Below are 21,330 nucleotides of genomic sequence, written 5' to 3'. Positions count from 1 at the left end.
TGGAAAAAGCGGCCGGAACGGCCGCGCTTCCTCGACGGCGCGGGCGAAGGACGGACGCGCGAGCAATCGCGCTCGATAGGCCCGCACCATACCGAATTCTACGCCGATCGGGTGTACCCAATCGGCGTAGAAGAGTGCCGGCGCGGCGGCGCAGTCGGCGAGCGTGAAGACATCACCTGCGGCCCACTGCCGGCCGGACAGCTCCTTTTCCAGCCAGCCATAGGACACGTCCAGCCTCGACTTGGCGTCGGCGACCCCCTTGGGATCGCGTTCGCCCTCCTGACGCAGTTTGTCGCCGACGATCTTCTGCATCGGCGTCATGATGTACCAATCGAAGAAACGGTCGAGGAAGCGCACTTTGAGCGCCGCCTTCGGGTCGGTCGGGATGAGACAAACGGGCCCCGGATGGGCGAGCGTCAGATGTTCAATGATGATGGTCGATTCGATGACGGGCATGCCGCTGTCGACCAGCACCGGCATCAGCCGGATCGGCCACATCCCGGCGAGCTCCTCGAAGGCGGCCGGCCCGTCCAGCACGCACCAGGCAAACGGCGTCACGTTTTCGTAGAGCGCAGTCAGGATCTTTTGCGTGTAGGACGAGAAGGGATGGCCGTGCAGGACCAGCGACATGGGAACGCCTCAAAATACTTAACTTGATGGTTAGGTATCGCCAGGGACATTCACTGTCAACCAACGCGCACCGCCCTCTTGCCGCGGTTCTTGCCATCGAACAGGCCGATCAGCGCCTCGGGCGCGTTCTCGAGGCCGTCGACCACGTCGACGATCGCCTTGATCCGGCCGTCCGCCACCCACTTCGCGAGGCGCGCCTCGGCCTCGCCGCGGCGGTCGTAGAAATCCATGACGATGAAGCCTTCCAGGCGCAGGCGCTTGGTCACCACCAGTCCCGGCACGGCCATCGGGCCCGGCGCAGGCTTCTCGACGTCGTATTGCGAGACGTTGCCGCAACAAACGATGCGCCCGCGCAGGTTCATCAGCGACAGGGCGGCTTCGAGCACAGGCCCGCCAGTGTTGTCGAAATAGACGTCGACACCGTCCGGACAGGCAGCAGCCAGGGCGCGCCGCACCGCGCCGGCCTTGTAGTCGACCGCCGCATCGAAGCCGAGTTCCGCCGTAAGCCAGTCACACTTGTCCTGCCCGCCCGCCGTGCCGACCACGCGACAGCCGGCGAGCCTCGCGATCTGGCCCACCATGGAGCCGACGGCGCCGGCTGCGGCCGAGACCAGCACCGTGTCACCGGGCTTGGGCCGTCCCACCTCGAGCAAGCCGAAATAGGCGGTGAGACCGGTGACGCTGAGCGGCCCGATCAGCAGCTCGAGCGGCGCCTTCGTGTCACGCTTCGCAAGTTGTCGTACCGGGAGCGCGGCATAGTCCTGCCAGCCCCAGTCGCCCTCGACGATATCGCCCTTGGCGAGGCCCGGCGCCTTCGACTCCACGACCTCGCCGATCGCAAAGCCGCTCATCACTCGGCCCGGCTCCAGCGCATCGCGATAGGTCTTGCCCATCATCCATGCACGGTTGGCAGGATCGAGCGACAGCATGCGTGTCCTCACCAGCGCCTCGCCGTCGCGCGGCACGGGAATGGCCGTCTCGACCCACTGGAACGTATCTTCGGCGATCTTGCCGACGGGCGGCTTGGCATAGAGCCACTGGCGATTCATGGCTTCTCCGATCAGGCAACGCGATCGTGCTGGGTGGCCGCGCTCCATGGCCATTGCTTCAGCGCCTTGTCGAACCATCCTTGCCGCGTCTTGGCGGCTGCGGCGGTCCTCGCAAGCAGCATCTCGAGGCTCCTGTCGACGCCAAGGCTTGCCGCGAAGCTTGCTGCACGGACGGAAATCTCCTCGAGGCCGTCTGCCGCGGTCAGGACGGCGCGCACCAGGCTCTCGGCGCTGAAGTCCTCCATGCCGACGGCCCTGCCCTGCTCGATCGCGGCCCTGGAGAAGTCGCAACCGTTCGTGGCGACAACGGGAATGCCGAGCTTCATCGCCTCGGCGAACACGCCCGAACCACGCGTCCGGTAGACCAACGGATCGTAGGGTTGGAGAAGGAGGTCGGCCCGCGACAGCCAGGCGAGATAGTCCTCTGTCGACAGCACGTCGGTTCGCACCGTGACGTTGGGAGCAAGTCCCGCCAAACGTTGCAGGACCTGCCGGCCTTCCGGGTAGTCCGTCTGCTCGACCGTGCCGTGGATCAGGAACTCGAGATCGTCGCGTGCCCGGTTCAGGCCATCGATGGCGTCCGCGAGCAGGGAATAGCCCTTCGCGGCGTTGGCGTTGCCGGTGCAGACGACCTTGATCGGATCACCCGGTCCACGGACGCGCCGCTCTCTCGGGCGTTCGATGAGCTTGTGAACGATCACGGTTTCTATCTTGAGTCCCACATGAGGCGCATAGGCGGCAGCCATCGCGCTTGTCTCACAGCAGACGTGAATCCGGGCATCGTTGGCCACCGCCCTGCGCAGGGCGTCGAAAGCCTCCTGGTATTCGACCATGAGGCTCGCCGTGGACGGATCGTCGATGGACTTCTTGTAGTGCGGCGCCATCATCAGCCAGAGCAGGACCTCGGGAGGATTTCGGCGCCGATGGCGGGCCAGATAGCGGGCCAAACCCGACAGGGTGACCTGATCCGCCGCAGGAAAAATCATGATGTCGGGCCGGATGCGCACCTCTCGCATCGCGCGGCGCAAGTCCGCGCAAAACGTCCGTGCGCCGTCGTCGAATTCCGCCGGGGTCCATTGCGTGCGATAGTAGATGGACTTCTCGAACGTCGGGACAAGTGTCGCTTCGCGCCTCAGGTCATCGGACGCGTGAAGCGACACCAGGCTCACGCTTCCGAGGTGCAGTTTCGCCAGTTCCGTCTGAAATCGGTGCAGGACGCCGAGATGATGGCCGTCGGCAGAGCGCAGGGACGGATCGATGATGAGGACCTTCCGCTTCACTCTGCTCAATCCCGGTAGCTGGCCGCCCGCTTCTGAAGGTTCGACATGACGGCCTCGAGCTGGTTGGGTGAGCCGATCAGCTTCTGCTGCTCGGCCGATTCGGCCATCAGGCCGGTCGCCGCGTCGGACGCGACGGCGAGATTGAGCAGACGCTTGGCCGCCCTCACCGCATCGGGACTCTTGGAGGCGATCGCGTGCGCGGTTTCGAACGCCATGGCCCGGGGATCGTCGACGACGCGGGTCACGAACCCCAGCTTCTCGGCCTCCTCGCCGTCGAAGATGCGGCCGGTATAGGTGAGCTCGCGCACGACATCCTCGCGCGCAAGATGGCGCATGAGCTGGGTGCCCGCGAGATCGGGCACGAGGCCCCATTTGATCTCCATCACCGAGAAGCGCGCATCGGCGGTCGCGTAGCGCATGTCGGCGCCGAGCGCGATCTGGAAGCCGCCGCCGAAGGCCACGCCATGCACCGCGGCAATCACCGGCACCGGAAGGGTGCGCCACACCCACGCACACTGCTGGGGCCGATTGGCGATGCCATGGGTGCGCCGAGTGAGATCGCGCACGCCCGGCACCTTGTCGCCTTCCTGGTTTCCGCCGTCCTTCATGGCGGCAAAGCTCCCCATGTCGAGGCCGGCGCAGAAGGCCTTGCCCTCGCCCGACAGCACCACCGCTCGGAGGCCCTTCATTCCGGCAAGCTTTTCCCCGGCTTCCAGGATGCCCTCGAACATCGCCGGATCGAGCGCGTTCATCTTGTCGGCCCGGATCAGGCGAACGTCGGCCACGCCGTCCTTGAGATCGATCGACACCCGGTCCTTCATTCGTTCTTCTCCGATTTCAACCATTCGCGCAGACGGCGCTTCACTTCTTCCGGCGGCAGGCGCTCCGGCGCCCTGAGGCTGCCGTCATTCTGCTTCGGCCACATCAGCACGGCGATCGCCCGCTGCACGTCGGCGAAGGTGCAATCGTCCGGCAGCCGATCAAGCAGGGCACGTACCTTGTCCTTCACGCCGGGGTCGCTCATCGTCTCACCGCATGCCCGGGAGCCATCGGCAGGCGGCATAGCCCGTCGCGCAAAGCTCGTCCAACCCGAAGATGGATCGGCTCAGCTGGCGCCGAACGCCGCGGCGACCTGGAAGACGAGCAGCGCCGCGGCATAGGCAAGCGCCAGCATGTAGAAGAACGTCACCGCCATCCATTTCCAGCTGCCGGTCTCGCGCCGGATGACGGCCAGGGTCGAGGCGCATTGCGGCGCAAAGACGTACCAGGCGAGCAGCGCCAGCGCGGTCGCGAGGCTCCACTGGCCGGCCAGCACCTGGCCGATCTTCTCGGCGGCGCTCTCACCGCCGTCGATCGAGTAGATCGTGCCGAGCGCACCGACGGCTACCTCGCGCGCCGCCATGCCGGGAATCAGCGCCACGTTGATCTGCCAGTTGAAGCCTAGCGGCCGGGTCAGCGGCTCGATTGCATGCCCGATCATGGCGGCGAAGCTGTAGTCGATCGCGGGTTCGGTTGCGCCTTGCGGCGCCATCGGGAACGAGGCGAGGACCCAGATCAGGATCATCATCGACAGGATGGTCGTGCCGGCGCGCTTCAGGAACGCCAGCGCGCGGGCCCAGATGCCGAGGGCGAGGCTCTTGAGCTGCGGTATCTTGTAGTCGGGGAGCTCGAGCATGAACGGCTCGCCGGCCTCGCTGCGCCAGAACAGGCGCTTGGCCACGAACGAAACGCCAAGGGCGGCCAGGATGCCGCTGGCATAGAGGCCGAACATCACCAGGCCCTGCAGACCGGCGAACCCCCAGACTTCTCGGTCTGGAACGAAGGCCGAGATGATCAGCGTATAGACGGGAATGCGCGCCGAGCAGGTCATCAGCGGCGCCACCAGGATGGTGGTGAGCCGGTCGCGCCGATCGTCGATCACGCGCGTGGCCATGATGCCGGGAATGGCGCAGGCAAACGAGGAGAGGAGCGGAATGAAGGCACGTCCGTGCAGGCCGGCGCCCCCCATGATCTTGTCCATCAGGAAGGCGGCCCGCGCCATGTAGCCCAGGTCTTCCAGGAGCAGGATGAAGAAGAACAGGATCACGATCTGCGGCAGGAAGACGACGACGCTGCCCACCCCCGCGATCACCCCGTCCTTCAGGAAACTGCGCAGGATCTCGGGCAGCGGCGCGGCCCCCACCAGCGCGCCAAACCAGGTGAAGACCTCGGAGATCAGATCCATCAGCGGCCGTGCCCAGGCGAAGACGGCCTGGAACACCACGAACAGGATGGCAAGAAGGACGACGATACCAGCGACGGGATGGAGCAGGATAGCATCCGCCCTGGCCGTTCCCGGATCGAGCCGGCCTTCGTTTTGGACCACGAGCCTCAGCAAGCGATCCGCTTCGCGCTGTGCTCTGCGCAGTTCGCGGGCGTCGGGTGCATGCCAATCGGACGGCCCGCCCGTCACATCGCGGCCGAGCGCGCGATCGAGCCCGGCCAGCAACTCGTCGGTGCCGCCGCGGCGCACGGCGATGGAGCTTACGACCGGTACTCCGAGGGCCGAAGCGAGCTTCTCGAGGTCGATCTCGATGCCGCGCTTGCGCGCGATATCCATCATGTTGAGCGAGAGCAGCACCGGCCGCCCGACCCGTTTCAGCTCGAGCACGAGCCTGAGCGCCAGGCGCAGGTTCGACGCATCGGCCACGCAGACGATCAGATCGGGCGAGACGTCGCTGGCCAGGCGGCCCAGCACGACGTCGCGGGTAATCTCCTCGTCCGGCGAGCGTGCACGCAACGAATAGGTGCCCGGCAGATCGACCACCCTGACGGCGCGGCCCGCGGGCGTGGTCAGTTGACCCGTCTTCTTCTCGACCGTGACGCCGGGGTAGTTGGCGACCTTCTGCCGGCTGCCGGTCAGCGCATTGAAGAGCGCCGTCTTGCCGCAATTGGGATTGCCGACCAGCGCCACGACCGGCGCCGACAGGGACGACAGCGGGCCGGCGGTTCCGGCCGGTGGCGGCGCCAGATCAACCACGCCGTTCACGGTATGCTCCCTCCAGATGAGGCGACGACGGCCATCGCCTCCCGCCGGCGCAAGGCGATAGTCGAGGCGGCGACGCGGACAGCGATCGGATCGCCGCCGAACAGACCTTGATGCAGGAGTTCGACGTCGGCGCCCTCGACGAAGCCAAGTTCGATCAGTCGCCGCTCGAGCTCGTGGCCCGGCAGCCCGGCCCCCTGGGCGCGATCCACATCGAGCGCCAGGATGCGGCCACGGAAGCCCACCGGTGCTTCGCCCAGTGCTATCGTGCGATCGCTGGTAAGGGGATGGTCGGACATTGGGGTTATTGCGAGTGCTTCGTAATAGCATCCAGATCGGACCGCCGCCAGTCCGAGGAGGAGACATGGCTTGTATCGTTTTGGCGCATGGCGCCTGGTCGGCCGCCTGGGCCTGGAAGAAGATGCGGCCTCTGTTCGCAGCTGCCGGGCATGAGTTTTTTTCGCCTACTTACACCGGGCTCGGACATCGCGCCCATCTGGCTCGTCCCGACATCGACCTCGCGACGCACATCCAGGACGTCGTTTCCGTGCTCGATTTCGAGGACCTGAGGGACGTCGTCCTGCTCGGCCATTCCTACGGCGGCATGGTGGCGACCGGCGTGGCCGACCAGGCCGGCGGCCGTATCCGGCGTGTCATTTACCTCGACGCCTTTGCACCGAGCGACGGACAGAGCCTGTTCGACCTCGTCGGTTCCAAGGCCGAAGCCAATATGCGAGCAGGTGCGGTCAAGGAAGGCGACGGCTGGAGAATCCCGATCAACCCCATGCCGCCGGACACCGCGCCCGAGGATCTCGCCTGGGCAAGCCCCCGCCGCCGACCGCAGCCGATCAAGACGTTCGAGCAGGGCATTCGACTCGCGTCGAAGCAGCCGGCGCCGCCGCGCCACTACATCTACGCGAAGAAGAGCCGACCGGGAGACGTGTTCCGCCAGTTCGGCGAACGCGCTAGAAGCGAGGCCGGCTGGAAATACTATGAGATCGAGGCTAGTCACAATCCGCACATCACCTGCCCCGAAGCGCTGATGGCGTTGTTGACGCAGATCATGGCCGACTCATGAGCGAGGGCCTGAGCCACGACATCCTGGCTCTTCTTGGCCGCCAAAGACGTGCCGACGATGCGCTCGCGATCGGCGGCGGCCGCGACCCGGTCTTCCGTACGCCCTGGCGCATCGCCGAGGCGGGTGCGGCGGCGCTGGGGGCAGTCGGCCTCGCCGTCTCCGATCTCTGGCGCCTGCGGTCCGGCAAGCCTCAGGCGGTAGCCGTCGATCGCCACGCTGCCGCAGCCTCGTTGCGCTCCAATACCTATGTGCGGCGCAACGGCGAGAAGCCCGTCGCATGGGATCCGCTCACCGGCCACTATCCGACCCGCGATGGGCGGCATATGTTCATTCACACCAACCATCCGCATCACCGTGCAGGCGCATTGCGCATCTCGGGTGCTGCTGGCGACAGCAAGGAAGCGCTGGCCGCCGCGGTCGCCAAATGGGATGGCGTCGCGCTCGAAGAGGCGATCGCCGCCGGGAACTGCGTGGGCGGACTGACGCGCAGCCGCGAGGAATGGCTCGCCCATGCGCACGGCATCGCCATTGCTCGACTACCGCTGATCGACATCGTGAAGATCGGCGAGTCGCCAGCGCGGTTGCTTGCCTCAGGCGACCGGCCCCTGTCGGGCGTTCGCGTGCTCGATCTCACGCGGGTGCTGGCGGGGCCAACCAGCGGGCGCGTGCTGGCGGAAAACGGTGCCGACGTGCTGCATGTCGTGGCGCCTCACCTGCCCTATCAGGCCGAGCTCTTGATGGACACCGGCCACGGCAAGCGCTGCGCCTGGATCGATCTGCGCGACCCTGACGGTGTGGGAATCCTGAAGAGCCTGATCGGCGACGCCGACATCTTCACCCAGGGCTACCGGCCCGGCGCACTGGCCAACCGCGGCTTCGCGCCCGAACAGGTTGCGGCCCTTCGGCCGGGCATCGTCTGCGTCAGCATCTGCGCCTATGGCCACGAAGGACCGTGGGCGTCGCGACGCGGGTTCGATTCGATCGTACAGAACGTCACGGGACTCGCTGCCACGCAGGGCTCGTTGCCGCAGCCGCGCAACTTGCCGGTGCAGGCACTCGACTACATCGCAGGCTATCTCGGCGCGCTGGGCGCCATGGTCGCCCTCGCGCGACGCGTCGAGCAGGGCGGCTCGTGGCTGGTGCGGGTATCGCTCGTGCAGGTGGCACATTGGCTCGCAAGCCTCGGCACCGTCGACGCGAGCGCGGGCGTCGCCGACCTGCCCGACCGGGAACTGGCAAGCCTGTTGATGGAAAGCGACGGTCCGCTTGGCCATCTGCGCCATCTCAAGCCCGTCATCGAATTCAGCGAGACGCCCGCCTTCTACGCCAAGCCCGCCGAACCGCTCGGCACCTCGCCGGCGCGCTGGGTTTGAATTGGCTAAGAGAGTTAGCAACTTCGCCGATGCCGACTTAGACCATTCATTCACGCCGAGCGCGCCGGAGCTCTGGACGGTCCCCATTGGGATCCGTTCGATCGAATGTTGATCGCCCGGTCTTTGATCGATGGTCTCTCGCGGGTCTCGAACGAAGGAGCTTTCGACGTTACGGAGTCAGACGGCTTTGGCAGGGCAGACCATGCCACACGCGGTCACCACTGGCGCCGAGCGGCGGCGCCGCGATCAAGCCACGGCGCGCGGCACCGACTGGGCCTTGATCGACAGCAGCGCTTCCATGAAGCGCATGCAGTAGGCCTGCGCGGTGCTGCGAAACACCTTCTCCCGCAGCGCCTGATGGCGCTCCTTGCGCTCCGCCGCCGGCATGATCAGCGCGTGGTGCATGGCGTCGGCGATGGCGTCGGGGTCGAAGGGATTGACGATCAACGCCTCGGTCAGCTCCTGGGCGGCGCCTGCGAATTGCGACAGCACGAGGACGCCCGGATCCTCGTCGGCCTGGGCGGCGATGAACTCCTTGGCAACGAGGTTCATGCCATCGCGCAGCGGCGTCACCAGACCGATGCGGCCGATGCGATAAAGGCCGGCCAACGTGGTACGCGGAGCGGCGCGGGCGCTGTAGCGCAGGGGCGTCCAGTCGAACTCCGAGAAGCGGCCGTTGATGCGACCCGTCAGACGATCGAGCTCGATCCGGAGCTTGCGGTATTCGTCGACCTCCTCGCGTGAACGCGGACAGATCTGGAGGAAGTGGACGCGCCGGCGATGCTCCGGGTGGCGCTCGAACAGTCGGCCATAGGCTTCGAAGCGTTGCGGCAGACCCTTGGAATAGTCCATCCGGTCGACGCCGATCGCGAGCGCACGCCCGGCCAAGCTTCCCGCGACCCGCTTTACGAGGTTGTCGTTCGCGGCACGCTCGGCGTCGTGGTGAAACGACTCGGCGTCGATGCCGATCGGATCGGCGAAGGCGCGCATGCTGCGCCCGTTGAGCCGTACCCATTCGCCCTTCACCGTGGCGCCCAGCAATCGCTGGGCGCAGTCGCGGAAATCGCGCGCATGCTCCTCGGTCTGGAAACCGACGAGGTCGTAGGCGCAGAGATCGGCTACCAGCTCGCGGCCGACCGGCATCGCCTCGAGCATCGACGGCGGCACGAACGGCACGTGCAAGAAGAACCCGAGCGGCCCGTGAAAGCCCTGCTGGCGAAGCATGCGGGCGAACGGGATTAGATGATAGTCGTGCGCCCAGACGGTGTCGTCGGCCTGCACCACCTGACCGAGCGACTCCGCGAAGGTCTGGTTGACGGACAAGTAGTCGTCATAGTCCTCGCGGCGATACTGCATCAGGCCCAGCCGGAAATGGAGCAGCGGCCACAAAGCGCCGTTGGCGAAGCCCACATAGAAGCCGCGATAGGTGTCGGCCTTGAGATCGATGGTCGCATAGGTGACGCCGCGTGCCTCGACGAGCGAAGGCTGCAGCGACGGATCGGCGGACAACCGCCCGCTCCATCCGAACCACATCGTGCCCGGCGTCAGCAGGTCGCGCAGGGCGACAGTAAGGCCGCCGGCGGAGGCGCCACGCGATTTGGGAATCGGTACGCGATTGGAAACGATTATGAGGCGTGCCATAGGCCTTCCTCCCAGCTTCGCGACAGGCGCATGGCGGACAGGATCATGCCGACCTGCGAGTAGGTCTGCGGGAAATTCCCCCACAGCTCACCGGTGCGCGGGTCGAGATCCTCCGACAACAGCCCGACGTGATTGCGTTGTCCCAAGACGTTGTTGAAGAGCTCGAGCGCTTCCTCGCGCCGGCCGACGCTCGCCAGGGCATCGATATACCAGAAGGTACAAAGCAGGAAGGCATTCGACGGTTTGCCGAAATCGTCGGCCTCGACGTAGCGCATGACGAAGCCGTTCTTCACCAGACGCTTGCCGACCATGTCGAGCGTGGCATGGAAACGCGGGTCGTCGGAACGCAGCAGGCCGATCTCGGGCAGCACGAGGCTCGAGGCGTCAGCCATCTCCCGATCGAGGACCCCGGACAGCCACCCATCTGCCGCGGTGGCGCGCTGCAGGACTTCCTGCCGCAGTACGCCGGCACGAGCCAGCCACTCGCGCGACTCCGAATCGATGCCGACGCGGCGCGCGATCATGCCAAGCCTGTGCTGCGCCGCCCAACACATGGCGGCGGAGAAAGTGTGGATTTCCTCGCGCTCGCGGTATTCCCAAAGCCCGGCATCGGGAGTCAACGCCGCACGGTGCGCCTCGTTCCCCACCACGCACAGCCGTCGGTAGAGCTCCAAGTCGCCGTGGCGTGGCAGGCGCTCGTCCCAGAACATCTGCGCGGCGGTCAGCACCATCGAGCCGTAGGTATCGTTCTGGCGCTGGACGACCGCTGCATTGCCGATGCGCACTGGTCCATAGCCGCGGTAGCCGGGCAGCGTGTCGATGATGCGCTCGGCGGTGTCCGTGCCGGGTGCGATAGGAAAGAGCGGGGCAATCTGGTCTGCCTCGCCGCGCGAGCTCCCGGCCTCGACGATGTCGACGATGAAGCTCACGAAACGCTCCATCGTGCGCGTCGCCGACAGACGGTTGAGCGCCGTGACGGTGAAGAAGGAGTCGCGCAGCCAGGAGAAGCGGTAGTCCCAGGTGCGGGGCGTTCCGGCAGCCTCCGGCACCGAGGTCGTCAACGCCGCGAGCACCGCGCCGGTATCCTCGAAACTGCAGAGCTTGAGCGTGATTGCCGCTCGGATCACGGCGGCCTGCCAGTCGAACGGGGTGTTGAGATCGCGCACCCAGGTGTGCCAGTAGGCCTCGGTCTCGGCGAGGAACGTGCGGGCAAGCGAGTCCGGCCCTTCGGTAATGCTTTCGTCCGCGCCCACGATCAGGGTAAGCGGCCGGTCGAGCGCGAACTCGGTCTCGTGCAGGATGTAACTGATCGAACCGTCGGTGGTGAGCCGAACGACGGCCGCATCGCCGACGAAACGGACGTGGTTGCTGCCACTGGTGATCTGCGGCTTCAGCCCGCCGTAGGAAAAGGTCGGCCGCAGTCGAATCGTGATGCGTGGCCGGCCGGCCGCCGGCTCCAGCCGGCGCACCAGCATCGGCGGGCGGAACATGCGGCCGAAGCGGCGAAAGCGCGGCGCGAAGTCGATGACCCGTATCGTGCCGCCTGCGCCATCCAGCGTCGTCTCGAGAATCGCGGTGTTGGGCAAATAGCGTTGACGGCCGGGACCCTTCGCCCCCGCCACCAGCACATCCATGAACCCGCCGTGGGGTTCGTTGCCGCCCAGCAGGGCATTGAAGACCGGATCGCCATCCAGGCGCCCGAGACCGTGCCAGACGTGGCGAGCATTGCGATCGACCAGGCTTGCGATCGCGCAGTTGCCCACCACGCCGAGATCGAGCCCGCTCACGGCATCCCTCCACTGGGCACTGCAGGCAGCGCCGAGCGCCCGTCGAGTCGGTGCGCGCCTTGCGCCAGCCACGCACGCACCTTCGCCGGATCGCCTCCAAATGCCTCGGCGACGCGCAAACCCACGCCTCCCAGCTCGCGCGCCTTGGTCATGCCGGCCTCGTCGGTGAAGTCGTCGCCTACGAAGATGGGGCGACGGCCATGGAAGGGTGCGTGGGCCATCAAACGCTCGACCGCATGCCCCTTGGAGGCGGCACGCAGCCCGATCTCGACGGCTTCGCGCGCCGGCACGAGGCGAAACCATGGATGTTCGGGCGGGACAAGCTCGCGCACCAGCCGCCATACCTCGTTGCCATATTCGGGCGCCAGCCGGTAGTGAACGGCAAGCCCGTGCGGCTTGGGCTCGACCAGCACGCCCGGCCAACGTTCGGCCGCGGCCTGCAGTGCGTCGCGCCACGCCGTGGGCACGGCGATTCCGGCCGGAAGTTCCTCGCGCGTGCCGTCGGCATAGCGCAGCGACACACCATGTTCGCCGGCGGCGCTCGGAACGAAGGGACGCAGTAGTTCGTCGATCTGCGGCAAGGGACGCCCGGTCACGATCGCGAGGGCGCCATCGAGTTGATGGTGGAGATGGGTGAGAAGCGCGGGCAGGCCGGGCGGCACCACGACCTGCTCGGGAGTCGCGGCGATTTCGAGAAGCGTACCGTCGAGATCGAGAAAGAGCGCCGATTTCCGGTCAAGTTCCGGAGGTGTCATCCAGGAGGTTCCCTCGCCGCTGCTGCATTGCATCCATAGCGCGACGGGTACTCGAGCGGAATACGCCGCCGGCGACGCCCTCCGGACGTTCGCGCCTGCGCGGGCAATTAACGTATCGGAGGATACACAGTTCCTGAACGATAATTATGACGAGAGTGGGAAGAAGCAGCAAAGATCAGCGCAGCGGACCGATTTTCTGCCAGAACGGCTTGCCGGATTCGAATGCCGCAGCGGCCGGAGAAATGCCGATTTCCCGCAGGCTGCGAGCATCCATCCGCGCAAGACAGCGTCGGGCTTTGGTGCGCTCCCGCCACACCGCCAAGGCGAAAAGCAAACGCTGGCGCAGCATGGGCTGCGAAACTTCGCTCGACAAGAAGTCTTGAGCGGACGGCGGCCGGGACTGGAAACTCATTTCTCCCTCCTCGGGTCGAGGACGATGTCCGCCCGAAAATGTGCCGCAGACATCGTCGGCTCAATGATGCGTCGGGTAATCAGAGACGAGAGCTCCTCATGTAAAGCCGCAAAAAACTAAGGCGCGGCCATGTTAGGGTCTCGAGTTCCGAGACGATGGAGTTCGTCCAATGCTGCCCTGTCAGCGTGCGCTGTTCGACATGCCGCGCGATGTCTGCTTCTTCAACGCAGCGTCCTGGAGCCCACTGCCGCGCGCGGCGCAGGACGCCGGGCGGGCCGCAGTCGCACGCAAAGGTCAGCCGTGGAAACTGGCGGCCGATTTCGCATCGAGCCAACATGAGCGCGCCCGCAAGGCCGCCGCCGTCCTGATCGGCGCCGATCCGAGCGATGTCGCGCTGATCCCGTCGGTCGGTTATGGCGTCTCGACGGCGGGGAAGGTGCTGCCTGTCGCCCGTGGCAGTCGCGTCCTCGTGCTCGAGAACGATCACAGCTCGCCGGTGCTGGAGTGGCTCGTCCGTGCCGAAGCTGGCGGCTTTGCCGTCGACACTGTGCAGCAGCCGGCCGACGGCGACTGGACATCGGCCGTGCTTGAAGCGATTGAGCGCGGCGGCGCCTCACCTCTCGCACTCGCTTCGATCTCCTCGGTGCATTGGTCGGACGGTGGCGCGCTGGACGTGATGCGCATCGCCACCGCGCTCAAGCGGCAGGGCGCCGCCTTCGTGATCGATGCCACGCATGATGTCGGTGTTCGGCGCATCGACGTGAAAGCGCTTGATCCCGACTTCCTGATATTTCCGACCTACAAGTGGGTGCTGGGCCCGTACGGCCGCGCCTTCATGTACGTCGCCAGGCGCCGGCAGGGCGGCCAGCCGCTCGAGCAGACGGCGGCCGCGCGCCAGGCGGTTTCGGCCGAGGACACCATCTATTTCCGGGACCTCCGCTATCGCGACGACGCGCGGCGCTACGACATGGGCGAGCGGGATCACTTCATCTCCCTGGAGATGGCGTCGATCGGCATGGAGCTGGTGGCGGGCTGGGGCAGCGAGGCCGTGGTCGAGCGGCTATCGATGCTGACCGGCAAGCTGGCGGAAGGCCTGGGCAATCTCGACGTCCGACTGCCCGACGAGAAGCTGCGTGCGCCACATATTCTGAGCGTCGCTTTTCCCAAGGGGATGGCGGCGGATCTGCCGAAGAAGCTCGCAGCCGCGAATGTCCATGCCGCACCGCGACTCGGTCGCCTGCGCATCAGTCCGCATGTGTACAACGACGAGGAGGACGTCGAGCGTTTCGTCGATGTCTTCAGGAAAGTCGCCGGCTAGACTGCGCGGCAAGAGGAACGACGGGCGAGGAAAGCAAGATGTGGCAACCGAATGAGCGCTACCCTGATCCGGCGGTACGCGTGCTCGATCCCTCGTTCAACCGTCTCCGCTTGATGCTGGCCTCGGTCGAACGCCTCTATACCGGCTGCCGCTGGTCCGAGGGGCCGGTGTATTTCGGCGACGGGCGGTATCTGCTGTGGAGCGACATCCCCAACAACCGGATCCTGCGCTGGGACGAGGAGACCGGCACGGTCTCGGTGTTCCGCAAGCCATCCAACAATGCCAACGGTCACACGCGCGATCGTCAGGGCCGGCTCGTCGGCTGCGAGCACGACACGCGCCGGGTCGTGCGCACCGAATATGATGGCTCCATCACCGTGCTGACAGATGCCTACAACGGCAAGAAGCTCAATTCGCCCAACGACGTGATCGTGAAGTCCGACCATTCGATCTGGTTCACCGATCCGGTGTTCGGCATCCTGCACTACTACGAAGGCCACAAGGACGAGAGCGAGAACAAGCCTGCCGTCTACCGGCTCGACGCGCAGACCGGCAAGCTCGCCGTCATGGTCGACGACGTGCCCGGCCCGAACGGGCTTGCCTTCTCGCCCGACGAGAAAAGGCTCTATGTCGTCGCCTCCCGCGCCGAGCCGCATCGCCAGATCGTCGCCTACGACGTGCTCGACAACGGCACCAAGCTCGGCAACGGCAAGGTGCTGATCGATGCCGGTCCGGGCGGCTCGCCGGACGGCTTCCGCGTCGACATCGAGGGCAACCTGTGGTGCGGCTGGGGCATGGGCAACGCTGACCTCGACGGCGTGCGCGTCTTCAATCCCGAAGGCAAGCCGATCGGTCATATCGACCTGCCGGAGCGCTGCGCCAACGTCTGCTTCGGCGGACGCTATCGCAACCGGCTGTTCATGGCGGCGAGCCACTCCCTCTACGCCCTCTACGTCAACACCCAGGGAGTGGCCGGCGGCTGATTGCCATCGAAAGCAGTAAAATGAGTGAAGTCGATTCGCGTTATGCGTGGTGGCGTCTTGCCGCCAGCGTCCTCATCAGCACCCTGGGCGGCGTCGGCATGTGGGCCGTCGTGGTGGCCCTGCCCGCCATCCAGGCAGACTTTGCCGTCACGCGTGCCGACGTCTCCTTCTCCTATACGGCGACCATGCTGGGTTTCGGCATCGGCAGTGTCGCCCTCGGCCGCCTCATCGACACGCGCGGCGCGCTCCTGACGGTCGTCGTGAGCACGCTGTTGTTGGTGGCCGGACTCGCGGCCGCCGCCTGCTCGCCAACCGTGATGGCTTTCGCGGCCGCTCAGGTCCTGATCGGCCTCGGCGCCGCCGCCACTTTCAGCCCGCTGGTCGCCGATCTCTCCCACTGGTTCACGAAGCGACGCGGGCTTGCTGTCGCCATCTGCTCCTCGGGCAACTACTTCGCCGGCGCCATCTGGCCGCCGATCGTGGAACGCCTGGTGAGCGATCACGGCTGGCGGTCGGCCTACCTGTCGGTGGCCATCGTTTGCCTGGTCACCATGTTGCCGCTCGGCTTCGCGCTCAGACGGCGGCTTGCGCAGCACGCCTCCGAAGCGCAAGGCGCAGGCGCTTCCATGCATTCGCCGCGGGCGCTGGGCCTGTCGCCCGCGGCCCTGCAGGCCTGGCTTGCCGTCGCGGGCATCGGCTGCTGTGTCGCCATGTCGATGCCGCAGGTGCACATCGTCGCCTACTGCGCCGATCTCGGCTACGGCGTGGCCCAGGGCGCCGTCATGCTGTCGCTGATGCTGGGCTTCGGCATCGTGAGCCGGATCGCGTCCGGCTGGATCGCCGATCGCGTCGGCGGGATCAAGACGCTGCTGTTCGGCTCGACGCTGCAGGCCGTGGCGCTGTTCCTCTACCTGATCTCCGATTCGCTGGTGTCGCTCTATGTCGTGTCGGCGCTCTTCGGCCTGTTCCAGGGCGGTATCGTGCCGAGCTATGCCATCATCGTGCGCGAATATTTCTCGCCGCGCGAAGCCGGGGCCCGGATCGGCCTCGCGGTGTCGGCGACCATCGTCGGCATGGCGCTGGGCGGCTGGATGGGCGGAGCCCTGTTCGACATGACCGGCTCCTACCGCGCCGCATTCATAAATGGCATCGCGTGGAATGCCCTGAATGCCGCGGTTGCGTGGTGGCTTCTGCTGCGGCAGAACCGTCGCGCCGTATTCGCCGCATGACCGGGGCCGTCGCGAGCGCCGGATCGCTGGCGGATGTCCGCAGAGGTCTGTAGAAGAAGGCCAATAGTCTATTCGTTACGGGTGCATCATGCGCATCGTCGCCATTCGCGACATCGTCTCGCCCATTCGCTCCAACATTGCCAACGCCTACATCGATTTCAGCCAGATGACGGCCTCGGTGGTGGCGGTGGTCACCGACCTGAAGGTCGAAGGCAAGCGAGTGGTCGGGTACGGCTTCAACTCCAACGGCCGCTATGCTCAACAGGGGCTCCTCAACGAGCGGTTCGTCCGGCGGCTGCTCAACGCCAAGCCCGACTCGCTTCTCGACGACGCAGGACTGCTCGATCCCGCCAGATGCTGGACGGCGATGATGGCCAACGAAAAGCCGGGCGGTCACGGTGAGCGCTCGGTCGCCGTCGGCGTGCTCGACATGGCGCTGTGGGACGCGGTCGCGAAGGCCATGCGGCAGCCGCTCTGGAAGTTGCTCGCCGAGCGCTACAACGACGGCAATCACGACGCCAAGGCGTGGGTCTACGCAGCCGGCGGCTACTACTATCCCGGCAAGGATCTCGAGGCGCTGAAAGACGAGATGAGGCACTACCTCGATCTCGGTTACTCATGTGTGAAAATGAAAGTCGGAGGGGCGCCGCTCGCCGAGGATCTCAAGCGGGTCGGTGCCGTTCTGAACATCGTCGGTACAGGCGACCGGCTGGCGGTCGACGTCAATGGCAAGTTCGATCTGCCGGCCGCCATCGAGTTCGGACGGGCCATCCAGTCGCTGGGCCTACGCTGGTACGAGGAGCCGCTCGATCCGCTCGACTATCTGGCGCACGCCGCGCTTGCCACCCAATATGCGCCGCCGCTGGCGACAGGCGAGAATCTGTTTTCCATGCAGGATGCCCGCAACCTCGTCCGGCACGGCGGCTTGCGTCCCGACCGCGACGTTCTGCAGTTCGACCCCGCGCTTTCATACGGGTTGGTCGAGTACCTGCGCACGCTCGACATGCTCAAAGCCAATGGCTGGTCGCCGCGGCGCTGCGTGCCGCACGGCGGCCATCAGTTCGCGCTCAACATCGCCGTTGGCCTGCAGTGTGGCGGAAACGAGTCATACCCGCAGGTCTTCGCACCGTTCGGCGGTTTCGCCGACGACTGTCCGGTGGTCGACGGCCGCGTCGCACTGCCGGACACGCCGGGCATCGGCTTCGAGCGCAAGGCCGATCTCTGGTCGGTGATGAAGGAGATCGCCTGAAGGCGGATGTACAGCGATCGACCCGGCATACGGGTCAGGCAGGAAGAGGCGCGCTTCGGCTCTTTACTTCGCCCCGTCGCCGCCCCATTTGCAGCGCGGGGTAAGTCACATCCTCAGGGAGGACGCGATGATGCGGCGTCGTGCTGTGCTGGCGGCTTTGCCCGCCCTCCCGGTCGGCGTGACCCTGTCGGGCAATGCATTTGCTCAAACGGGCACGACGACCGGCCAGCGCCTTGCGCTGAAGGGGTACGACCCGGTTGCTTATTTCACCGATGGCAAGCCGGTCCAGGGCGCCGACGCCTACCAACTGGCGTGGGACGGTCAGCGCTATCTTTTTGCCAGCGCCGATCATCGCGACTTGTTCCGGCAGAATCCCGAGAAGTATGCCCCGCAGTTCGGCGGAGCCTGCACGATGAATCTGGCCGCAGGCAGGAAGCGCGAGGCCGACCCCCACAACTGGATCATCTCCGACGGGAAGCTCTACGTTTTCGCAGGCGCCGCCGGTCCCGCGAACTTTGCCAAGGACCCGCGGAACAACGCCGCTCGCGCGGCCGAGAACTGGCAGCGTCTCAAGGTCGAAGCGTTCCAGTGATCATCTGAGCCCGGCCTTGCGCAAGCTGTCGCCAAGCCTGGCCTTCAGGGCCTCGTCCTGAAAGCGCGAACCGAAGGTGTCGAGCGTGAGTTGGGGATCCTTGCGCAGCCCCTCGCTCAATACGTCCGTTGCATCGGCGGCGCGGCCGGCCTCGGCATAGGCTCCGGCGAGCGGGAAGTCGAGCAGGGGATAGGCCGGATAGCGGCTCCGTGCCGTCTCCAGGAGTCGGATGGCGTCGGTGAGACGGCGCTCGAGAAGATAGGCGAGGCCGAGATTGAGCGTCGCTTCCGGGCCCAGACTGTCGTTCAGGCGCAGCGCGAACTCGGCGGCGTCGATCGATTCGTCGATGCGGCCTGTCCAGAGCAGCACCGCCGCGCGCGCCGCCAGGGCGTCGCTGTCGCTGGGATTGATCTGCAGCGCGCGATCCGCCTCCGCGAGCCCAAGTTCGTATTTCTGCTGCGCGGTGTAGGCCCGCGCGAGCACGCTGTGCGCAAGGACGCAGTCGTCATCGATATCGGAGGCCGTCCGGGCTTCGCGAATGGCGGCTTCGACGTCGTCGCTGGCGAACTCGGACCAGCCGAAGGTGGCGCGCTGGAAATCGGCTTCCGCCAGCTCGGCATGGGCATCCGCATAGCCGGGTGACATCTTCGTCACGCGCTCGAGCATCTCGCGGGCCTGGCGATTGGCGGCGCGGGTAGCAGTGGCGGCCATCGCCCTTGCCCGCAGCAGCAAGTCGTAGGCATCGAGATCCGCCTTCGGCTTGCGCAGGCTCTGTCGAAGCTCGATTTCCTGCAAGCTTGTGGCCAGCGTGCCGGCGACGCGTCGGGCAATCCGCTGCTGGACCTCGAATATATCGACGAGTTGATCGTCGTACTTGTCGGCCCACAGCTGCGTTCCGGTTGTCGCGTCGGTGAGCTGGACCACAACACGTACGCGGGGGTCCACGCGCCGGATGCTGCCGCTCACCAGATAGCGTGCGTGGAGCGTTAGCCCAAGTTGGGCAACCGGCAACTGCTTGTCGCGATAGGGCAACACCGCGGCATGGGAAATGACAGTGAGCTGCTTGAAGCGACCGAGCGCCGCGGTGATGTCCTCCGTCAGGCCGTCCGAGAAATAGTCGCGTTCCGGATCATCGGTCTGATTGGCGAAAGGAAGAACGGCAACCGACGGACGGCGCTCCGGAAGCGGCAAGGCGGTACTTTCACCGTTCCAGGCCCGCAAGAACGGTGCCAGGAGATAGGCCCCGCCCGCGAGCGCTATCGCGACCGCGACGGCCGCGCCGGCCCGTATCGCCCATCGAGAACGGGACCGAATCGACGACGCCGATCGCAACGTAACGGGATCGACGGAGTAGGCCCGCACCGGCCGGTCTATGTTCTTCAAGCTGCGCCGGCCGAGATCGCGGAATGGCACCGCAACCTTGTCCCTTACCTGCTCATGGGTGCTGCTCGACAGCACGATGGTACCGGGCTCTGCCAGTCCCTGCAGGCGTGCCGCGACATTGACGGTGTCGCCGTACACGTCGGAGTCCGAGAAGATCACATCACCCATATGCAGGCCGATCCGAAACGTCTGCCGCCGACCTTCCGGAACGCCGACATTGCGTTCAGCCATGCCGCGCTGCAGCTCCACCGCAGCGCGCAAGGCCTCGACCGCGCTGGCAAATTCGACGAACAAGCCGTCGCCGACGGTCTTCACGATCCGCCCGTGGAAGCGCTCGACGACGGGACCCACCAGCTCGGCCAGGTGCGCACGCAAGTCGGTAAGAGTCTGCTCCTCGTCGGCGCGCATCAGCCGGCTGTAGCCCGCCATGTCGGCGAACAGGATGGTAGCGAGGCGGCGGCTGCCGTTGGAACCCGTCGTCGCGATGGAGTTGCTCCTAGAGGTAGACGGCCCTGAGCTGTGCCTCAGCATAGCGCGTGCCGGCCGCCGCTCCAGGTGGCAGTGCCGAGGAGAGGCGCGCGACGTCGTCGGGTGAGAGCGCGACATCGAGCGCGGCCAGATTCTCGTCGACGCGGCCGATGCGCTTGGTGCCGGGGATGGGCACGATGTCAGGCCCTTGCGCCAGCAGCCACGCCAGCGCAACTTGCGCCGACGTACAGCCTTTGGTCCTCGCCATCGCTTCGATCGCCGAGACAAGCTGAAGGTTGCGCGCCAGATTGTCGGCGGCAAAGCGCGGATGACGCCCACGGCCGTCGCCCTCGGGAATGTCCGACACCTGCCGCACCGAGCCGGTCAGCAGGCTGCGGCCGAGCGGCGAGTAGGCGACGAACGAGATGCCGAGCTCGCGCGTCGTCTGTAGCGTCTCCTCGGCCTCCTTGCGGTAGAGCAGCGAATACTCGCTCTGCACCGCCGCGATCGGAAAGGCGGCGTGGGCACGGCGGATCGTTTGTGGTTTCGCCTCGCTCAGCCCCACTGCCCTGACCTTGCCTGCCTTCACGAGTTCGCCCATCGCGCCCACCGTCTCCTCGATCGGCACCGAGGGATCGACACGGTGCTGGTAGTAGAGATCGATGATTTCGACGCTCAGGCGCTTGAGACTCGCATCGCAGGCAGCCTTCACGTACTCCGGCCGCCCGTCGACGCCGTTCGCACCGCCCGGCCGCTGGACCTGCCCGAACTTCGTCGTCAGCACCACCTTGCCGCGAAGTCCGCCCGCAAGCGCCTTGCCGATCAGCGTCTCGTTATGGCCCCAGCCATACATGTCCGAGCTGTCGAGCAAGGTCACACCACGATCGATGGCATGGTGGATGACGCGGATTCCCTCGGCGTCATCGCTCTTGCCATAGGCGCCGGACAACGACATGCAGCCAAGGCCGATTGGAAAAACAGTCAGGGTGCTGGCGCCAAGCCGGCGGGGCTCTCGCGTGAAGGTCTGGGTCATGGCCCCTCCTTTCCGCACAACGCTAGCACGAGCCGCCGCGAAGCG

At 66.2% G+C, this 21,330-nt stretch carries 20 protein-coding genes; 7 read left to right on the top strand and 13 right to left on the bottom strand.

The window, feature by feature from the left end; all coding sequences use genetic code 11:
- From VH499_RS22860 to VH499_RS22830, 7 genes are all read right to left on the bottom strand, one after another.
- Positions 1-630, bottom strand: a 630-nt coding sequence (locus VH499_RS22860; RefSeq protein WP_332055075.1) for a glutathione S-transferase family protein, incomplete at its 3' end; no start/stop codon positions are given.
- A gap of 56 nt (positions 631-686) precedes the next feature.
- Positions 687-1,691, bottom strand: a complete 1,005-nt coding sequence (locus VH499_RS22855) for an NADP-dependent oxidoreductase (protein ID WP_332055077.1) — start codon at positions 1,689-1,691, stop codon at positions 687-689.
- The gene (locus VH499_RS22850; RefSeq protein WP_332055074.1) at positions 1,691-2,959 is read right to left on the bottom strand and encodes a glycosyltransferase; all 1,269 of its coding nucleotides are present in this window, start codon (positions 2,957-2,959) and stop codon (positions 1,691-1,693) included. Before VH499_RS22850 ends, VH499_RS22855 begins: the two co-directional genes overlap by 1 nt.
- Before the next feature lie 5 nt (positions 2,960-2,964).
- A complete protein-coding gene (locus tag VH499_RS22845) occupies positions 2,965-3,780 on the bottom strand; it encodes a crotonase/enoyl-CoA hydratase family protein (protein ID WP_332055073.1) in 816 nt (271 codons plus the stop codon).
- Positions 3,777-3,983, bottom strand: coding sequence for a hypothetical protein (locus tag VH499_RS22840; RefSeq protein WP_332055072.1), 207 nt, complete (start codon positions 3,981-3,983; stop codon positions 3,777-3,779). The genes VH499_RS22845 and VH499_RS22840 overlap by 4 nt, the downstream gene beginning before the upstream one ends.
- 81 nt (positions 3,984-4,064) lie before the next feature.
- Complete coding sequence (feoB, locus tag VH499_RS22835) at positions 4,065-5,927, bottom strand: ferrous iron transporter B (RefSeq protein ID WP_332055076.1); 1,863 nt, start codon at positions 5,925-5,927, stop codon at positions 4,065-4,067.
- Between the two features lie 56 nt (positions 5,928-5,983).
- Positions 5,984-6,283, bottom strand: a complete 300-nt coding sequence (locus VH499_RS22830) for a FeoA family protein (RefSeq protein ID WP_332055071.1) — start codon at positions 6,281-6,283, stop codon at positions 5,984-5,986.
- Positions 6,284-6,348: 65 nt separating this feature from the next.
- Here VH499_RS22830 and VH499_RS22825 point away from each other — a divergent pair, with 65 nt between their 5' ends.
- On the top strand, positions 6,349-7,062 hold the full coding sequence (locus tag VH499_RS22825; protein ID WP_332055070.1) for an alpha/beta hydrolase: 714 nt from the start codon (positions 6,349-6,351) through the stop codon (positions 7,060-7,062).
- The gene (locus VH499_RS22820) at positions 7,059-8,435 is read left to right on the top strand and encodes a CoA transferase (RefSeq protein ID WP_332055069.1); all 1,377 of its coding nucleotides are present in this window, start codon (positions 7,059-7,061) and stop codon (positions 8,433-8,435) included. Before VH499_RS22825 ends, VH499_RS22820 begins: the two co-directional genes overlap by 4 nt.
- Positions 8,436-8,681: 246 nt before the next feature.
- Here VH499_RS22820 and VH499_RS22815 read toward each other — a convergent pair whose 3' ends face one another.
- The 4 genes from VH499_RS22815 to VH499_RS22800 form a co-directional block, all read right to left on the bottom strand.
- Positions 8,682-10,076, bottom strand: a complete 1,395-nt coding sequence (locus tag VH499_RS22815; RefSeq protein ID WP_332055068.1) for an alpha,alpha-trehalose-phosphate synthase (UDP-forming) — start codon at positions 10,074-10,076, stop codon at positions 8,682-8,684.
- Complete coding sequence (locus VH499_RS22810; protein WP_332055067.1) at positions 10,061-11,863, bottom strand: glycoside hydrolase family 15 protein; 1,803 nt, start codon at positions 11,861-11,863, stop codon at positions 10,061-10,063. Before VH499_RS22810 ends, VH499_RS22815 begins: the two co-directional genes overlap by 16 nt.
- Positions 11,860-12,618 carry a trehalose-phosphatase gene (gene otsB, locus VH499_RS22805; RefSeq protein WP_332055066.1) on the bottom strand — a complete coding sequence of 253 codons (759 nt, stop codon included), beginning with the start codon at positions 12,616-12,618 and terminating at the stop codon, positions 11,860-11,862. The genes VH499_RS22810 and otsB overlap by 4 nt, the downstream gene beginning before the upstream one ends.
- A gap of 175 nt (positions 12,619-12,793) precedes the next feature.
- On the bottom strand, positions 12,794-13,030 hold the full coding sequence (locus VH499_RS22800) for a hypothetical protein (RefSeq protein ID WP_332055065.1): 237 nt from the start codon (positions 13,028-13,030) through the stop codon (positions 12,794-12,796).
- Between the two features lie 169 nt (positions 13,031-13,199).
- On the opposite strand from VH499_RS22800, the gene VH499_RS22795 reads away from it, so the two are divergent.
- From VH499_RS22795 to VH499_RS22775, 5 genes are all read left to right on the top strand, one after another.
- Complete coding sequence (locus VH499_RS22795) at positions 13,200-14,348, top strand: aminotransferase class V-fold PLP-dependent enzyme (RefSeq protein WP_332055064.1); 1,149 nt, start codon at positions 13,200-13,202, stop codon at positions 14,346-14,348.
- A 38-nt stretch (positions 14,349-14,386) separates the two neighbouring features.
- Positions 14,387-15,331: an SMP-30/gluconolactonase/LRE family protein gene (locus VH499_RS22790; protein WP_332055063.1), complete on the top strand. Its 945-nt coding sequence runs from the start codon at positions 14,387-14,389 to the stop codon at positions 15,329-15,331.
- Positions 15,332-15,351: 20 nt separating this feature from the next.
- Positions 15,352-16,560 (top strand): MFS transporter, encoded by a 1,209-nt coding sequence (locus tag VH499_RS22785; RefSeq protein ID WP_332055062.1) that lies wholly within the window; start codon positions 15,352-15,354, stop codon positions 16,558-16,560.
- Positions 16,561-16,648: 88 nt separating this feature from the next.
- The gene (locus VH499_RS22780; RefSeq protein WP_332055061.1) at positions 16,649-17,809 is read left to right on the top strand and encodes a mandelate racemase/muconate lactonizing enzyme family protein; all 1,161 of its coding nucleotides are present in this window, start codon (positions 16,649-16,651) and stop codon (positions 17,807-17,809) included.
- A 127-nt stretch (positions 17,810-17,936) separates the two neighbouring features.
- A complete protein-coding gene (locus VH499_RS22775) occupies positions 17,937-18,401 on the top strand; it encodes a YHS domain-containing (seleno)protein (RefSeq protein WP_332055060.1) in 465 nt (154 codons plus the stop codon).
- Here VH499_RS22775 and VH499_RS22770 read toward each other — a convergent pair whose 3' ends face one another.
- The gene (locus VH499_RS22770; protein ID WP_332055059.1) at positions 18,402-20,315 is read right to left on the bottom strand and encodes a tetratricopeptide repeat protein; all 1,914 of its coding nucleotides are present in this window, start codon (positions 20,313-20,315) and stop codon (positions 18,402-18,404) included.
- Positions 20,281-21,285, bottom strand: coding sequence for an aldo/keto reductase (locus tag VH499_RS22765; RefSeq protein WP_332055058.1), 1,005 nt, complete (start codon positions 21,283-21,285; stop codon positions 20,281-20,283). Before VH499_RS22765 ends, VH499_RS22770 begins: the two co-directional genes overlap by 35 nt.
- Positions 21,286-21,330 lie beyond the last annotated feature (45 nt).

This window comes from Reyranella sp., assembly GCF_036558665.1.
GTDB lineage: Bacteria > Pseudomonadota > Alphaproteobacteria > Reyranellales > Reyranellaceae > Reyranella.
This window is presented reverse-complemented; position numbering and strand designations above follow the sequence as displayed.

Coding starts and splice junctions, on each gene's coding strand:
- VH499_RS22820 (WP_332055069.1), top strand. CDS start 7,059: ATGAGCGAGGGCCTGAGCCACGACATCCTGGCTCTTCTTGGCCGCCAA.
- VH499_RS22770 (WP_332055059.1), bottom strand. CDS start 20,315: ATGCTGAGGCACAGCTCAGGGCCGTCTACCTCTAGGAGCAACTCCATC.
- VH499_RS22780 (WP_332055061.1), top strand. CDS start 16,649: ATGCGCATCGTCGCCATTCGCGACATCGTCTCGCCCATTCGCTCCAAC.
- VH499_RS22785 (WP_332055062.1), top strand. CDS start 15,352: ATGAGTGAAGTCGATTCGCGTTATGCGTGGTGGCGTCTTGCCGCCAGC.
- VH499_RS22830 (WP_332055071.1), bottom strand. CDS start 6,283: ATGTCCGACCATCCCCTTACCAGCGATCGCACGATAGCACTGGGCGAA.
- otsB (WP_332055066.1), bottom strand. CDS start 12,618: ATGACACCTCCGGAACTTGACCGGAAATCGGCGCTCTTTCTCGATCTC.
- VH499_RS22790 (WP_332055063.1), top strand. CDS start 14,387: ATGTGGCAACCGAATGAGCGCTACCCTGATCCGGCGGTACGCGTGCTC.
- VH499_RS22840 (WP_332055072.1), bottom strand. CDS start 3,983: ATGAGCGACCCCGGCGTGAAGGACAAGGTACGTGCCCTGCTTGATCGG.
- VH499_RS22815 (WP_332055068.1), bottom strand. CDS start 10,076: ATGGCACGCCTCATAATCGTTTCCAATCGCGTACCGATTCCCAAATCG.
- VH499_RS22795 (WP_332055064.1), top strand. CDS start 13,200: ATGCTGCCCTGTCAGCGTGCGCTGTTCGACATGCCGCGCGATGTCTGC.
- VH499_RS22800 (WP_332055065.1), bottom strand. CDS start 13,030: ATGAGTTTCCAGTCCCGGCCGCCGTCCGCTCAAGACTTCTTGTCGAGC.
- VH499_RS22825 (WP_332055070.1), top strand. CDS start 6,349: ATGGCTTGTATCGTTTTGGCGCATGGCGCCTGGTCGGCCGCCTGGGCC.
- VH499_RS22765 (WP_332055058.1), bottom strand. CDS start 21,285: ATGACCCAGACCTTCACGCGAGAGCCCCGCCGGCTTGGCGCCAGCACC.
- VH499_RS22775 (WP_332055060.1), top strand. CDS start 17,937: ATGATGCGGCGTCGTGCTGTGCTGGCGGCTTTGCCCGCCCTCCCGGTC.
- VH499_RS22845 (WP_332055073.1), bottom strand. CDS start 3,780: ATGAAGGACCGGGTGTCGATCGATCTCAAGGACGGCGTGGCCGACGTT.